Here is a 15,595-nt window from a genome sequence, read left to right as displayed (position 1 = left end):
CTTATTGGATGCACCTGCAAAAAATCGGGGAATGAAAAATTCACAAATCAACAATATACATAACTTTTTGATTTTACTGACCTCTGATCACTGACGTCTGTGACTGCAAAAATGACTTTTTGCAGTCACATCTTATTGCGGTTCCCGGCAGGTTCCTGGTTAAAATCAATAAACGTCGTGTAACTATTCAGCAAGATCGAATAAGAAGACCTGGCCCCGTATCAAGTCCGGGGTGACGGTTAAAGCAGATAGCGGCAAATGAAAAAACCTTCCTGCCTTCCATTGCGACCTTTGTCTGCCCGGTTAAACAACGCTGAAAGCTTTCCTGCGCAGCAGGGTTTAACTGGGCGTCTTGAGCTCGCCCGGTTGAATAGACCTTCGGTCTACGGCAAAGCCGTATTCAACTGGGTGAGTCTTTTTACCCAGTTGAATACACGAAGTGTAGGCGCAGCCATTCAACATGGGCGAACGGACGGTTAAGGTTTCTTTACTTCTTGGGTTGCGGGTACAGCCCGCGTTAGAGGGCAATTTAGCTACTCACGTGTTTGATCCCTGCCCGGCCGTATGGAGTGCTTCCAGCTCTTTTCCATCCGGACCTTGAACAGGAAGGACGATGGTACAGACGGTTCCTTCACCCACCTTGCTTTTTATGGAAATTTCACCTTCATGGTCTTCAATAATCTTGCGGGAAATGGCCAGCCCAAGCCCTGTACCTTTGGGTTTAGAGGTAATAAATGGATTGAAAATATCTTTTAAATCCTGCGGAGCAATTCCTTTTCCTGTGTCACTAATGAGGATTTCAATGCAGTCATCCTTAAGCCATGTTTCGATAGACAGCTTCCCCCCTTGCGGCATGGCTTCCACCGAATTTTTGACAATATTTATGAGTACCTGTTTAAGCTGTTTTGGGTCTAATAAGGTCTCCGGAATATGGGGATCAATGGATTTGTCAAATACTACATGACGGACTTCAAATTCATGCTCAAAAAGGGTGGAGACTTCCTCCACCACACTATTGATGCTGGCCATATTCTTTTTTGGCTTGGACAGTTTGGTAAAATCACTTATATCTATCAGAAATCCCTCTAATCTTTTGACTTCATTTATGATAATTTCCAATTTTGCCCTGTTTTTGTCATCCTGGTCTATGTCGCGCAGAACCTGTTGGGCAAAGCCACTGATTACCATCAAGGGATTCTTAATTTCATGAGAGATGTAGGCAACTCCCTGTCCTATGGTAGCCAACTTTTCCGATTCCAGAACCTTTTTTTCCAACCTCCTCCTTTCGGTCAAATCCTGAAAAAACATCACGGTCCCCAAGACCTTTTCATGTTCATATATGATGCTGGCCGAAAGCCACACTGGAACTTGGTCGCCGGCACTGTTTAAAATGGTGGTCTCGTAGTTTGCCAGCTTGCCGGTTCCCCCATATCCATCGCCATAAAGGACTTCCCTGACCTTCTTGAACTGGCCGGGCGGATAGAGATCCGCCGCACTCATCTTCCCGGCAACTTCATCAAATTTATAACCTAAGATCTTTTCCGCGCCTTCATTGAAGATCACAATGTTGTCCTCTTCATCCATAGCAACAATCCCGTCGATGGAACTCTCAATGAGGTTTTTCTGATAATCATAGGCTCTCTTCAATTCATCCCTGGAGATTTTTAAATTCCTGGTCATGAAGAAAAAGGCATCTGCAAGCTGAACTATCTCATCACCGCCATGCGTTTTATATACTTTGCATTTATAGCACTCTTCAAGTTTTTCAGGAAATTTTCCCATGGGAGACCCGGTGCAAAGGGTCCCTTCAGTAAACCAGCACATTGCATCGGTTTGACCATAGGCCGGGCAATCGGTTTTGTCGCATTCCTGCATCTCCCAGCACCTGACCTTCTGGCCAAAATCAAAGGTTACATCCAGGTTCCCACGGCTGATTTCATCCGCCAAACGGGTGAGTTGCGTGACAGGGCGGGTAATATACCTTGACAACCGGTAGCTGATAAAAAATCCCACCACAATAACCCCGGATATGGCCCCCAGAAGGATGAGGGCCAATTTGCCAATGAGCCGGTCTATAACTGCTTTATTGACCCCCACACGAACCGTTCCAATCTTGTATATGCCTTCTTTTACAGGCACTGCTATATCGTAGATATGTCCTTCAGGAATCTCAATGGGCTTGATGCTTCGTTCCTGGTCCGGCGTAACTATATTGGCTTCCACGATCCCCTGGGGAAATACGCCAATGAAGGTATGGGCCAGCACCTCCTGGTAGATATCGAGGACAAGTATATACGATACAATGGGTCTTCTCTCTTCAAGCTGTTTTTCATCGAAAATCAGGCCGGTCAGGGCAGGCTTGTCTCCCACCAGGATATAGCCAGTGCTTAGACTGGCTACACTTTGAGCAATGGCCACTCCTCTTCTTTTAAGCTCTGAGGTCAGACTGGGAAGCAGTACCCACTGGACAACAACAAGCACGGCTATTGCCAGAAGGACCACGATCAGTGTGGTGCTGAATAACACCTTGTTATTAAAACTCAGCTTTCGAAGGATGTCCATTTTTCCGGCAGCTACTCAATAAAAATGTTCTAATCTGTAAACATGGTCACTTTACCGTCTTCAATCCTGGTAAAGTACACCTGATCCAACCCCTGGCGGTCATTGGGCCCAAATGATACTTTGGCGCCTACACCCACAAAGTAAATATCCATGGTTTCTATGGCATTGACCAGGTCTTCCCTGGTGATTTCTCGTCCGGCCCGCCTAAGGCCCTCCATCAGGATTTTGGCATTGATGAAGCCCTCAAATCCTGCAAAGGTGGGGGTGCGTTGCGGATAATATTTCGCCAGCAATCGGGTATATTCCTCTGCAGCCGGAAGAAGAACCCTTTCCTCGGGAGGTGGTACCACCTGGGTGATAATAACACCGTCCCCTTCCCTGCCCAGTTTCCTGGCCAACTCCTCGGAACCCACAAAGGAGACATTGTGAAAGATGGGGTTGAAGTCTTTTGACCTGGCCAGCTTTATGAACCTGGCGCAGGGGCCGTAGGTGCCGATCATAATCACCGCCTGGGCTCCGGAGGCCATGATCTTGTCCAGTCCATCCTCCACATCCAGGGTTCCCCGGATATAACTGCCGGTGGCAACGGGGGTGAGGCCGTATTTTTGCAGAGCAACCTCGGTTCCTTTAAGGCCGTCGAAACCATAATCATCATCCTGGTAAAAGACAGCTATATTTCTTATATCCAGATCTTCCACAAGATGCTTAACCATCGCACCCGTTTCCTGATAATAGGAGGCCCGGACATTGATGATATAGCGCATAAAGGGTTCCCTTAAGGCATTTGCCCCGGTGAACAGACCAAGAAGCGGGATTTTGGCCTCCTGGACAATAGGGATGATCTTGACCGATGTAGGGGTGCCTAAATAATTGAAGAGGGCGAATACCTTGTCTTCGTTAATAAGTTTTTTGGTATTGGCCACACACCTTGGAGGATCATATCCATCATCATAGGCGATCAGCCTTATCTCCCTGCCATGGATGCCGCCCTGTTCGTTGATAAAATTAATATAAGAGAGCGCTCCGTGGTGGGTCTCTGTTCCCAGGTACCCGGCGTGATCTTCCAAGGCCAGGGAAGAGCCTATAAGGATTTCGTTGTCTGTAAGCCCTGGAACTTCCCGGGCTCTCCTTATCCTTTCCCAGTCAACAACCAAGTCAAATCGACCGTCTTTTATCCGGGTAAAATATACCCTCTCCAATCCCTGGCGATCATCAGGACTAAATGTCAGGGTATTGGCAATGCCCAGGGAATAATCCTGTATGGAATCAATGTCGTCAATGAATTTCTCCCGGTTTAAATCCCTGCCTGCCCTTTTAAGGCCTTCCACCAGTACTCTGGCATTGATATAGCCCTCAAGCCCTACAAAGCTGAGTTCATCTTCAGGAAAGTATTTTTTAAGTAAACTACTGTATTCCTCTGCACCCCAAAGCAGGGTTCTTATTTCCGGTGCCTCAGGCGGTGGAACCACCTGGGTGATAAAGACTCCCTCCCCTTGCTTGCCCAGTTTCCTGGCCAACTCATCGGAACCTACAAAGGAGACATTGTGGAAGATAGGGTTGAAGTCTTTTGACCTGGCCAGCTTTATGAACCTGGCACATGGTTCGTAGGTGCCGATCATAATCACCGCCTGGGCTCCGGAAGCCCTGATCTTGTCCAGTCCATCCTGCACATCCAGGGTCCCGCGGATATAGCTTCCCGTAGCCACCGGGGTGAGGCCGAATCTTTTCAGGACAATCTCCGTTCCTCTAAGGCCGTCCAAACCATAGTCATCATACTGGTAAAAGACAGCTATCTTCCTTATATCCAGATCTTCCACAAGATGTTTAACCATCGCACCTGTTTCCTGGTAATAGGAAGCCCGGACATTGATGATGTAGCGCTTGAAAGGATCTCTTAAGGCGTTTGCCCCGGTGATCAGGCCGAGAAGCGGGATTCTGGCATCCTGGACAATAGGGATGATCTTGACCGATGTAGGGGTGCCGACATAATTGAAAAGGGAAAAGACCTTGTCCTCATTGATAAGTTTTTGGGTATTAAATACGCACCTTGGAGGGTCATATCCATCATCATATGAGATTACCCTAATCTTCCTGCCATGGATGCCGCCCTGTTCATTGATGTATTTTATATATGAGAGCGCTCCACGGAGACTCTGGGTTCCCAGGTATCCGGCGTGACCTTCCAGGGCCAGGGAAGAGCCTATGAGGATTTCGTTGTCGGTAACACCTGGCACAGGCTCAGCTACAGGTTTAGGCGCTCTGTCACAAGAAGAGATCAAAAAGAGCAGAAACAATAGAATGCCAAATGTTCTTATCCAGTGCTTCATAATTGTCTCCTGAGTGGGGAAATCTAGGCGTTCAGATTCAGGTCAAAGTTCAGTATGCCATATGATTTTGGCTCTCAAATTGGCCTATCTTTTTAGCTCTAAAAAATGGGTGGAAAAGTCTGAAGATTAGACGGGCTCTTATCATAATCAGTACAGGGGTTCTTTAAACTGGGCTGGGGGGAAAGTCCGCCAAAATAAATGTTCAGCATACCCCCCGCTCCAGGATAGTCAGGAGCAGGCTTGAGCGTACTCCTGCCTGAGAGATTCAATAAGTTCTTTTACAGACATGATTTCCTGGATGCGATGAGCGGTCTGCCCGGCAAAAACAAACCCTTTGTGCATCCTTCCCTTTTTGGCATTGGCCAGGGCTGAGGCTATGCAGTATGGGCTTTGCTTGTAGTCGCAAGTGACTATGCAATGATACAGGCACTTAAAGGGCTTTTTACCGCCCTTCTCCACATCTTCCAGGAACTGATTGCGCATGGCCCTGCCGGGCATACCTACAGGACTTTTGATTATCATCAGGTCTTCTTCAGTGCAGTCAATAAAGGACTGTTTGAAGGCCATGTCCGCGTCGCACTCGTGGGTAGCCACGAAGCGTGTACCTAGCTGCACCCCTGAGGCTCCAAGGCGCAGGAACCGGCAGATATCTTCCCCGGAATATATCCCCCCGGCGGCAATGACAGGGATGGCCTGGCCGTGCTCATCCTCAAAGGGCCTGACTTCCGCCACAACCTCCTGCACAAGGTTTTCCAGCTTGAACTCCGGGTTTTCCAACTGCTCTTTCTTAAAGCCCAGGTGCCCCCCCGCCAGGGGCCCCTCCACCACAAAGCCGTCCGGGAGGTAATTAAAACGCGAGAGCCATTTTTTGCACATGACCCTGGCCGCCCGGGCCGAAGAAATAATGGGCACCAGTTTTGTCCTGGATTCAGGGGTCTGATACTGGGGCAGGTCAAAAGGTAGACCGGCACCGGCGAAGATAATGTCCATCCGCTCCCTGATGGAGGTTTTCACCAGTTCTGCGAAATTGCTCAAAGCCACCATTATATTCACCCCCAGGATGCCCGAGGTCATTTCCCTGGCTTTGGCTATCTCTTTTTGAAGAGCCCTGATGTTGGCTTCTTCCGGATTTTTTGCAATATCAGGCTCCTCCATGCCGATCATGGCCGCTGAAATAACCCCGATTCCACCCTGGTTGGCAACGGCCGAAGACAGGCCGGATAAAGAGATGCCTACGCCCATACCCCCCTGGATAATGGGCACCCTGGCTACCAGATCTTTAAATCTTAATTCTGGAAAATCCATTCATTATCCTCCAAAAATTCAATTTCATAATTACACCTAAACATAGTACGGCCAAAAGGCAAGAATCAGTTTGTAACCATTCAGGGGGTCCTCGGTGGTGACTAATGACACAAGGCCAGGAGACTGTCCCCCTGGCCGGTACATGCCCCCTGAATGGTTACAACAGTTTGGATCGGCTTCCCGGATTTTTGAACAGAAAGATTCAAGTCCTGGGGGTCAGACAGAGCATCAGGGCATCTCTTTTTTGGATATGGCTTCTTTTTTGATTTCATCCAGGATATCCGAAAGTACAGGCTTGACGTTTTCCCGTATATCACCGGCCACTATAATAAACAGCAAGTCATCTCCAGGCTCCAGGATACCTGAGTTGGCCTGGACCACTATCCTGAAAATCCCCTGGCTTTTTTCGTAGCGCTGCCTGATGGCCTCGACCCTGTCTTGATCCGGAGTGACCTCAATTTTTCCCACCCGGGAGCGGTCCTTTCTGGACCAGGCCCGCACAACCCCGTTATGAACAAGCACCATGCCTACGTTTTCCGTAAAACCTTCTTCTTTCTTGAGCTCTGCTATGGCCTTTGAAATATCCATCTGTATCTCCTTTTTTGTAACCATTCAGGGGGCAGGTACCGGCCATGGGGACAGTCCCCGCGACACTTTTCCTTCACGAATACAAAAAGTACAGGCGCGAAATCAAGTGAAGCTGCACAGTCATTACTCAGCGGGGACAGTCCCCTGGCCTATTCAGGGGCAGGTACCGGCCATGAGTCACCACCGAGGACCCCCTGAATGTTTACCCTTTTTTTAAGCTTTTGCCGGGAAAAATTACAAAATATTTCCACCTGTACTGGTATGGTATTTAAGCACTTCTATGCCTTTGGCAAGAAAAACCGCATGGTTCAAAGCCGGTTACTGCAGTCATGCATTTCACTGGTCCCTGAATCCCTCTCGGATCACCTCGAAGCTTCCAGTCTCTGTATCCAGGTCATAGATATTGAAATTGGTGCGCATGTCCAGCCCCTGATAATGTACCGCAAAATTCAAAGAGGCGGACCCCTCTTCCCCGCTGGTTATGCGGTGAAATACATACCTGGGCCAGACCAGCATGGCCGGGCCGTCATAGAGCACTTCCCCGTTGTGTATGACCTGGTGAGGGGTAACCCTGAAACTGGTCATTTGGCCGCCCTTGATGTAAATGTCTACATCCCGCACACCATAAAGGACTATAAGGTTGTCATCCTGGTGGGGATGCATATACCAGGGGCGCTGTACATCCTCAACGGGTCCCGGGGAGACGGCCCCGCCCTGGTGCAGGACCCGGTCTATGGCATCAATCCTGGGCAGGAAATCCATGGGAACATTATCGAAAAATACTCCCGGGGTGCGCCGCATGGACTGCAGGGGGATAATGCGGTAAAAATCCTTGACTTCCTGAAATACGCTGTCACTGCTCATGCTGTATACTCCCTTAATACTTGAAAACAAAGGAAGGGTTCCAAGGCGGGCTATGCCCGCAACCCATTATTTCTCACGCAAAGACGCCCAGTTAAATCCTCTTTGAGGTGCTTACGTATTTAATCACGCCAGGGCGTGACAAGCGAAGATCGCAAAGTAAGAAATATATCTTTGCGCGATGCATGGCAACCTTCAACAGGGCCTGCTCCTTAGTATAGGATTACAGGCACGGCGTAAATTCCCCTCCCTTAGGAAGAAAGTATGAGTGTATGGGGGTATCCATGTGTGGGTGTAAAGATATTTTGACTCCCATACTCCCATACGCCCTTACTCCCACACTTCTTAAGGCCGGGGGTGGTTGTATGAGATCACTTCCTTTTTGTGTCCTTTACGCCTGTCCTGCTCCGTTTTCTTGGCTTTCTTTGAAAATGAAACAAAATGTTGGTTTGAAATTTTCACTAAGCGCCTATTGGGCCCAGATTAATGCCCTTGACATTTGGCCCAGAAAGACCCAAATTTAAATCATCATATTTAACACTACAGCGACACTTGATTTAGGCTGGAAGGGGACTGGCTCTTTTGCCGCCGGATAGTCCTGCCTTTTTTCGGTTTGAGGTCGGCAAAAGTGCCTGTCCCCGGTGGCCGAGGCGAAAATTTTCACACAGTGTCGCTGTAGTGTTAAGGACAGAAATGAGAGGTTTTCGATGCTTATTCAGACCAAAATCCAAATAGAGCCTGAAAACTATGAGTTCATCAAGAAAGTCTACAAAGAATTGAACTACAAAAGCTTAAGTGAGTACATGCGTCAGGCAGTCAAGGCCCAGATCAGGGAAGATCGCAAAAGGCTTCGGGCTCTCAAGAGGCAGCAGGCCATGGAAATGATTGGGCAGGGGGCCTATCCGAATCAGTTTGAAGACATAGAGGGTGAAGACTTTGCACATCGGTGACATTTATCGGGTCAACCTTGCGCCCACACTGGGAGATGAAATCAAAAAGACGCGCCCTGTTGTCATCTTGAATGGCGGTCATAGCAAATATCTCAAGTTAGCCATTGTCGTCCCCATAACCGCCTGGAATGCGAACTGGGAAGGCAATCCTTTTTTTGTCTGCCTGGAACCCAGCGTGTCCAATGCCCTTGAAAAAAAATCGGCCATCGACTGTTATCAGCTCAGATCCTTGAGCCATCAAAGGTTCCTGGAAAAGCTCGGGCAGATCAGCTCAGCGGAAATGGATGCCGTTAAAAAGTCTGTTGCCTTGATCCTGGACATTGAGCCGGAACACTGTACTTGAACCCGTTTCCATGACCCCCCGCGGATTTTGTGGGTTTGCTTACATCTGACTTTTGATTTGCCGACCTCTGACAAATGATTTCTTAACTACCACCATGTTGTTCCGAAATTTGTGCTGAACGCCTAAATGACCGCCACCTTTTCCATTTACTTGGCCGTTTGATCATCGAGTTCAATATAATGAGCCGTGGATACCCCGTCCAGCAAGAGAAAGGAATTAATATTTACCACTAAAAGCACGCAGTCCGGTTTATCTGCAAGCTCCTTGACCTGTGGATGCTGTTTCACCATGTCCTGCCTGAGTTTTTCCTGCTCCGTGGTGTCCGCTGGAGCACAGGTCCCGCTTATGGTCAGGGCCTTGTAGTCTTTCCTGGACTCACGGGGATCCCTGGTATCCACCAAAAGGCTTACGTAAGGATTGCTGCTGATATTGGCAAATTTTCTGGAATCTTTCAGGGTGAGCAGGTAGATTCTTGTGCAGTCACTGTCAGGAATATAGGCCATAAGAGAACAGTGGGGCCTGTCTTCATGGGAAGTGGCCAGTACAGCCAGATCGTTATGACGTATTATTTCCTTGATTGTTTCCAGCATGGTTTTTCCAGAATGTTTTGCAGGCTTACCGCCCGGCGGTGACGTAAAGTTCCCCGCCAAAGGCATCATTGACCACCAGGAGGGGAAAATCCAGGACTTCCAGTTCCCGGATGGCTTCTGTGCCCAGTTCCTCGAAGGCCAGCACCCAGGAACCGGTAATACACCTGGACAAGAGTGCCCCGGCCCCGCCGGTGGCCCCCAGGTAGACCGCCTTTTGCTCCTGCAGTACGCGCCTAACTTCCTGGCTCCTGCGGCCCTTGCCGATGGTGGCCCTGACCCCCAGCTGGTGCATGCGAGGTGTGTAGGCATCCATACGGGAACTGGTGGTGGGACCGGCAGATCCGATCACCCGCCCGGGAGGGGCCGGAGTGGGGCCAACATAATATACAACAGCCCCCTGGAGATTAAAGGGGGGCTCAATACCCTGGTCCAGATCCTGTAAAAGCCTTTTGTGGGCTGCATCCCTGGCGGTATAGATATGCCCGCTTAAAAGAACCTTGTCCCCGGTTCTCAGGTGTAAGACATCCTCTTCCTGCAGGGGTGTACTCAATTTGATCTCCCGACTCACAGGCTGACCTCCTTGTGCCTGGCTGCATGACACTGGATATTCACCGCCACAGGCAAAGAAGCAATGTGGCATGGCGCGGCCTGGATCTTCACCCCCAGGCATGTGGTTCTGCCTCCCATGCCCATGGGACCTATCCCCAGGGCATTCACAGCCTCGAAAAGTTCTGCTTCCAGGTCCCGCACTTCCTGCTCCGGGTGGATATCATCCAGGGGCCTGAACAGGGCTTTTTTGGCCAGCAGGGGTGCCTGGTCAAAAGATCCCCCGATGCCGATTCCAATGATTCCCGGAGGACATGGATTGGGACCGGCCCCGGCAACCCTTTGCAGCACAAATTCCTTAACCCCCTCCAGACCCTGGGATGGAGTAAGCATGGCCAGACCGGACATATTTTCGCTGCCTCCCCCCTTGGGCATGAACCGGATCTTAAGCCTGTCTCCGGGTACCAGATCCAGATGAATAACCGCCGGAGTATTGTCGCCGGTATTTTTTCTGCTCAGGGGATTGCAGACTGATTTACGCAGAAAGCCCTCTTCATAACCCCTGCTGACCCCTGCATTTACAGCCTGGTACAAATCTCCCCGCAACCTGCACTCCTGGCCCAGTTCCACAAAAAAAACCGCCAGCCCTGTATCCTGACAAAGGGGCAGACTCATTTCCCGGGCCAGCCGGGCGTTTTCCAGCAACTGCCCAAGGATTTCCCGGCCGGAAGGGTTGTCCTCGTTTTCCCAGGCCTTTTCCAGGGCGGTGGAAACATCCCCGGGCAGCACCATATTGGCCTCCACCACCATTTGTGAAACCTGCCTGGTGACTTCCCGGGCATCAATACTTCGCATCTGTTCTCCTTGTGTACCTGGGTGAATCTAATTCCTGTACCACGGCAGGATGTTTTTCAGAGCCTGTCGGCCCATTTTACGCCGGACATGGGCCAGTTGATCCTGAAGAGGCAGATTCTTGGGGCAAACGTCCTGACAACCCAGAAGACCCATGCACCCGAAAATACCCTGGTCCGTACCTACGATTTCGAAATAATCCCTGTTATTACGCTTATCTCTTGGGTCCAGCATAAACCTGGCTATGCGGTTCATGGCTGCGGCTCCCATAAAGTCGCTTCGCAGCTGGGCCGTGGCACAGGCCCCGATGCAGCATCCGCACTCAATGCAGCGGTCCAGTTCATAAATCTGTTCAGCAACATGGTTGTCCATGACCACTTCAGGAGCATCCGGATCAAAATCTTCATCAGTATGTATCCAGGCCCTGACCCTTTCGTTCATGGACCTGAACCAGGCCCCGGTATCCACGGACAGATCCCCCACCAGTCTGAATCCGGGCAAAGGCATCAGGACTATTTTATCCGGCAGTTCAGCAGTCTTGGTGCGGCAGGCCAGCCCGGGTCTTCCGTTGATGACCATGGCGCAGGCCCCGCAGATACCCGCCCGGCAGCAGAAGTCGAATTGCAGGGATGGATCCTGCTTTTCCCGGATGAGATTCAGCGCCACAAAAAGATTCAGGTTTTCAGTCTCCTCAAACCTGAATTCCTGCATCCCGGGGCTGGAGCCTGGCTCCTGCGGATTATACCTGAATATGGAAAATACAAGCTTTCTGTTCATCTGTAAGACCTATATTCTATTACAATCTTATCACCTTGAGAGTTCAAAGTTCCTGGTTCTTCGTTCCTGGTTGAAAGAAATAAAGTCTATAAATTTGGATAGATATCTGGTCTGGCCTTAAAGATATACTGATCTGCTATAAAAAATAATAAAAACAGATGGTTACAAAAAAACCTTTGACTGTTCAGTTATCACTACAGAGCCACTTTGTGTTAATTATTGCCCAAGCCACCGGGGACAGGCACTTTTGCCGAACTCAAACCGTAAAATGGCTGGGCTCTGTGCGGCAAAAGAGCCAGTCCCCTTCAAGTTCAAATAAAGTGTCGCTGTAGTGATATAAGATTCACCATAGAGATGATTTTGCACTTCAACTTTCAGCACTGATGACTTCACATCCGCCATACCCCCTGTCTCCAGGAGGAATTTCCACTACCTTTGTTGCAGGTTCGTACTCCAGCCTGGGCAGGGCCCGGCCTCCCGGCCAGAAGGCCAGGGTCCGCACCAGCCAGTCCCGGTCATTTCGGGCCGGATAATCCTCCCTGGCATGGGACCCCCGGCTTTCGCGCCTCTCCAGGGCCCCGAAGGCCACGCACAGGGCCAGCCTGACCATGCCGGGCAGGCGAAGGGCCAGGGACAGTTCCGGGCTGGCTCCTGCTCCGCTGGAAGAAAGCTTTAGATTTTCCGCACTCTGCAGGACCTGCTGCAGCTTTTCCACTGCCAGGTGCAGGTCTTTTTCATTGCGAAAAATGCCCACGTAATCCATGAGGATATCCTGCATGCGGTTTCGCACTTCAAACGGGGGTTCGCCTCTGGTACTGGACCTGAGGGTATCGATACGTTCCTGCTGTTTTTTCAGTTCGCCGCGCACCAGTGCGGTGTCCACCCTCATGTCTTCCTCCTGAAGAAACCCGGCCACACTGCGGCCCACCAGCATGCCGGCCACCACTGTCTCGGCCAGGGAATTGCCCCCCAGGCGGTTGAACCCGTGCATATCCCAGCAGGCGGCTTCTCCGGCGCTGAAAAGCCCTTTCAGACCATATGCGGCGCCGTTTTTGTCCGTTCTTACCCCGCCCATGCTGTAATGCTGGGTGGGACGAACCGGTATCAAAGACTCTGCCGGGTCTACCCCCAGAAAATTCTTGCAGATCTCATCTACTTCCCGCAGCTTGGTGGTGATGTGCTCCCGGCCCAGGTGCCTGATATCCAGCCACAGGTGCTCCCCGTAGGGACTTTTTACCCCCATCCCTTTGGCCATATGCTCCTGCATGCGCCTGGAAACCACGTCCCTGGAGGCCAGTTCCGCCTTTTCTGGTTCGTACTGCGGCATAAACCGCTCCAGGTTTACGTCCAGAAGTGTCCCCCCGTCTCCGCGGCACCCTTCGGTGACCAGGATGTCCGTGGGCACTATGCCTGTCGGGTGAAACTGTACCGCCTCCATGTTGCCCAGAGGCACCACCCCGGTATCCAGGGCGATTATCTGTCCCCCGCCCTCGTTTATCACGGCATTGGTGGAAGCCCGGTAGATTCGCCCGAATCCTCCGGAAGCAATGAGTGTAGCCCTGGATATATAAGCCCTCAGCTCCCCTGTTTTGAGACACCTGACAACTGCACCGTGGCACCTCTCCTGGTCATGAATAAGGCTTAATGCCTCGGTGCGGTCATGCACCTGCACCCCGTGCTGTACGGCCACGCTGTCCATGGTGTAAAGCATGGCATGGCCGGTACCGTCGCTGCAGTAACAGGCCCGCCACTTGGCCGTGCCCCCGAAATCCCTGGCGGTGATGAGGCCGGATTTGTCCTCTGATTCTTCCTTTTCCAGCTTTTCCCCGCCCTTGTAATAGCAGGATTTTCCCGGCACCACCCTGTTCCAGGGCACTCCCCAGTGATCCATCTGCCTGATGGCCAGCGGGGCGTTATCCGCGAACATCCGGGCCACTTCCTGATCGCATCCCCAGTCCGAGCCCTTGACCGTATCCTGGAAGTGTACATCAGGGCAGTCGCCGTCACCCTTGATGCAATTGCCCAGAGCTGCCTGCATCCCGCCCTGGGCGGCCGAGGAATGGGAACGTCTGGGCGGGACAAGGCTGAGGCAAATGGTCTCAAACCCGGCCCGGGCCGCTTCTATGGCCACCCTTTCACCGGCCAGGCCGGCTCCGATACAAAGAAGATCAGTGTAAATTATGCGCATGGATAAGCCTTATGAAACTGAAACAAACATGAACCTGGCCAGGGTAATCAGGCCCAGGAGGATAAAAAACCCGGTGATATAATATTCCGCCCTTTTGGCCTTTTTGCGGGCACTGCTCTTAATGACCCCCCACTTGACCCCCAGCCTGTACCAGCCTGCTCCCACATGCAGTTCCACCATGGGCAGAAGCAGGAGGTAAAAGCCAAGCCAGAATCCGGTCTGAATTCTGGCGGCGCTTTTATCAGCGGTGATGGGCAGGTCCGTTAGCACCACCCAGATATGAATGGCTCCCATGATAAGGATTATCATGGCTGTAACCACCTGCACAGTCCACAGCCAGGTGTCCCTGTGAGCAAGCAATCTGCTGAAGGACAAGACTTTTTTCTGATCCTGCTGGGAAAAAGGTATCCTGCGGGCGGCCATGAAAAAATGGATCAGAAAGACCAGGGCCAGAAGCGGGCCTCCCACCTGGGCCAGGTAGTACCTTTCGAAAAAGTCAGCCAGGGTATTGAAAACCTGGGGACCAAGCAGAATGCTGGCCACAAACAGAGCGTGCAGATACATAAACACCACCAGGGCCAGGCCGGTGAGCATCTGGACAAGATCCAGCAAAGCCGCCCTGGAACCTGAGGCAGGTGAAAACATGGTATCCTGGTATTGCATGCCTGCTCCTTAGATGTTGAGTTTAAGCCCCACAGGACAATGATCTGAACCCATAACCTGAGGTTCTATCCAGGCGTTTTGCACATTGCTTCGCAGTTCTTCAGACACAAAAAAATAATCTATACGCCAGCCGGCATTCCTGGATCTGGCCCCGAAGCGGTAAGTCCACCAGGTGTAGTTGCCCCCTTCCTGGTTGAACATCCTGAAAGTGTCCACGTACCCGTGATCTATGAACTTGTCCAGCCACTGCCTTTCCACCGGCAAAAATCCTGACCTGTCCTCATTGGCCCGGGGATTTTTAAGATCAATATCCTTGTGGGCGGTATTGAAATCCCCGCAGACCACAATGGGCTTTTTGCGCCGCAGATCCTGGGCGTATTCCAGGAAACGGTCGTAATAGTCCAGCTTGAAATTCAGTCTCTCATGGCTCATCTGGCCGTTGGGGAAATAGACATTGAAGAGGTAGAAGGATTCATATTCCATGAGGATCATCCTGCCCTCTCCATTGAGATGATCCTGAGGCAGGCCGGTACTTATGTGCTGTGGTTCCAGCCGGTAAAAACAGGCTGTTCCGGAATAGCCTTTTTTGGTCCGGGCCGGATTCCAGTAGATATTATACCCGGGGACCTCTTTGTGCTTTGCAGGCAGCTGGTCCGGGTGCGCCTTGGTCTCCTGCAGGCACAGGACATCAATATCCCTGTCCTGGAACCAGTCCCAGAAACCCTTGCCTGTAACCGCCCTGAAGCCGTTTACATTCCAGGAGTATATTATCATGAAACAGTCCTGAGGTGGGCATCAAGCCCCACACCGTCGTATTTTATCCAGACGTAACCCCCGCTGCTCAGGGGACCGGGATTAATCACCTTGGTGCCCCCAACGTAATCCTCGATATTGGCCTCGTGTACATGGCCGGTGATGCAGACTTCCGGCTGCACCTCCTCTATGAACTCTCTTACGGCCAGGCTGCCTACGTTTTTCCCGGAGTTGAGCATGTCGGTTTTAGTGCCATACGGCGGTGTATGCGTCATAAATATCAGATGCTT

The 15,595-nt window shown here is 51.1% G+C and carries 14 protein-coding genes and 1 pseudogene; 2 read left to right on the top strand and 13 right to left on the bottom strand.

All coding sequences use genetic code 11. The annotated features are described in order from the left end of the window. Positions 1–537: 537 nt before the first annotated feature. The 5 genes from QZP87_RS12920 to QZP87_RS12900 all read right to left on the bottom strand — a co-directional run bounded on the left by QZP87_RS12920 (position 538) and on the right by QZP87_RS12900 (position 7,646). Positions 538–2,562, bottom strand: coding sequence for an ATP-binding protein (locus QZP87_RS12920; RefSeq protein ID WP_291323333.1), 2,025 nt, complete (start codon positions 2,560–2,562; stop codon positions 538–540). 29 nt (positions 2,563–2,591) lie between these two features. Beyond that, positions 2,592–4,889 (bottom strand): ABC transporter substrate-binding protein, encoded by a 2,298-nt coding sequence (locus tag QZP87_RS12915; protein WP_291323332.1) that lies wholly within the window; start codon positions 4,887–4,889, stop codon positions 2,592–2,594. A 228-nt stretch (positions 4,890–5,117) separates the two neighbouring features. Continuing rightward, a complete protein-coding gene (locus QZP87_RS12910) occupies positions 5,118–6,194 on the bottom strand; it encodes a nitronate monooxygenase family protein (protein ID WP_291323331.1) in 1,077 nt (358 codons plus the stop codon). A gap of 228 nt (positions 6,195–6,422) precedes the next feature. Continuing rightward, complete coding sequence (locus tag QZP87_RS12905) at positions 6,423–6,782, bottom strand: molybdenum cofactor biosynthesis protein MoaE (RefSeq protein ID WP_291323330.1); 360 nt, start codon at positions 6,780–6,782, stop codon at positions 6,423–6,425. Positions 6,783–7,118: 336 nt separating this feature from the next. After that, complete coding sequence (locus QZP87_RS12900; RefSeq protein ID WP_291323329.1) at positions 7,119–7,646, bottom strand: hypothetical protein; 528 nt, start codon at positions 7,644–7,646, stop codon at positions 7,119–7,121. A 704-nt stretch (positions 7,647–8,350) separates the two neighbouring features. Here QZP87_RS12900 and QZP87_RS12895 point away from each other — a divergent pair. Then, a complete protein-coding gene (locus QZP87_RS12895) occupies positions 8,351–8,593 on the top strand; it encodes a crotonobetainyl-CoA--carnitine CoA-transferase (RefSeq protein ID WP_291323328.1) in 243 nt (80 codons plus the stop codon). Further along, positions 8,580–8,936: a type II toxin-antitoxin system PemK/MazF family toxin gene (locus QZP87_RS12890; RefSeq protein ID WP_291323327.1), complete on the top strand. Its 357-nt coding sequence runs from the start codon at positions 8,580–8,582 to the stop codon at positions 8,934–8,936. Before QZP87_RS12895 ends, QZP87_RS12890 begins: the two co-directional genes overlap by 14 nt. Before the next feature lie 146 nt (positions 8,937–9,082). Here the strand turns inward: QZP87_RS12890 and QZP87_RS12885 are convergent, their stop codons facing one another. The 8 genes and pseudogenes from QZP87_RS12885 to QZP87_RS12850 form a co-directional block, all read right to left on the bottom strand. Then, positions 9,083–9,526, bottom strand: coding sequence for a pyridoxamine 5'-phosphate oxidase family protein (locus QZP87_RS12885; protein WP_291323326.1), 444 nt, complete (start codon positions 9,524–9,526; stop codon positions 9,083–9,085). Between the two features lie 25 nt (positions 9,527–9,551). After that, on the bottom strand, positions 9,552–10,094 hold the full coding sequence (locus QZP87_RS12880; protein ID WP_291323325.1) for a FumA C-terminus/TtdB family hydratase beta subunit: 543 nt from the start codon (positions 10,092–10,094) through the stop codon (positions 9,552–9,554). Continuing rightward, positions 10,091–10,927 carry a fumarate hydratase gene (locus tag QZP87_RS12875; RefSeq protein WP_008868811.1) on the bottom strand — a complete coding sequence of 279 codons (837 nt, stop codon included), beginning with the start codon at positions 10,925–10,927 and terminating at the stop codon, positions 10,091–10,093. The genes QZP87_RS12880 and QZP87_RS12875 overlap by 4 nt, the downstream gene beginning before the upstream one ends. Before the next feature lie 27 nt (positions 10,928–10,954). Then, on the bottom strand, positions 10,955–11,701 hold the full coding sequence (locus tag QZP87_RS12870; RefSeq protein WP_291323324.1) for a fumarate reductase iron-sulfur subunit: 747 nt from the start codon (positions 11,699–11,701) through the stop codon (positions 10,955–10,957). Positions 11,702–12,068: 367 nt separating this feature from the next. Continuing rightward, positions 12,069–13,889 carry a fumarate reductase flavoprotein subunit gene (locus QZP87_RS12865; protein WP_291323323.1) on the bottom strand — a complete coding sequence of 607 codons (1,821 nt, stop codon included), beginning with the start codon at positions 13,887–13,889 and terminating at the stop codon, positions 12,069–12,071. Positions 13,890–13,898: 9 nt separating this feature from the next. After that, positions 13,899–14,552 carry a hypothetical protein gene (locus QZP87_RS12860; protein WP_008868807.1) on the bottom strand — a complete coding sequence of 218 codons (654 nt, stop codon included), beginning with the start codon at positions 14,550–14,552 and terminating at the stop codon, positions 13,899–13,901. 9 nt (positions 14,553–14,561) lie between these two features. After that, complete coding sequence (locus tag QZP87_RS12855; protein WP_291323322.1) at positions 14,562–15,326, bottom strand: exodeoxyribonuclease III; 765 nt, start codon at positions 15,324–15,326, stop codon at positions 14,562–14,564. Continuing rightward, positions 15,323–15,595, bottom strand: a pseudogene (locus QZP87_RS12850) (serine/threonine protein phosphatase); the annotation flags it as partial. The gene QZP87_RS12855 and the pseudogene QZP87_RS12850, both read right to left, overlap by 4 nt.

Source organism: Desulfonatronospira sp., assembly GCA_003563255.1.
In the GTDB taxonomy this organism is placed as follows: domain Bacteria; phylum Desulfobacterota; class Desulfovibrionia; order Desulfovibrionales; family Desulfonatronovibrionaceae; genus Desulfonatronospira.
Note: the sequence above shows the minus strand (reverse complement) of the source record. Positions and strands in the feature narration are given on the sequence as shown.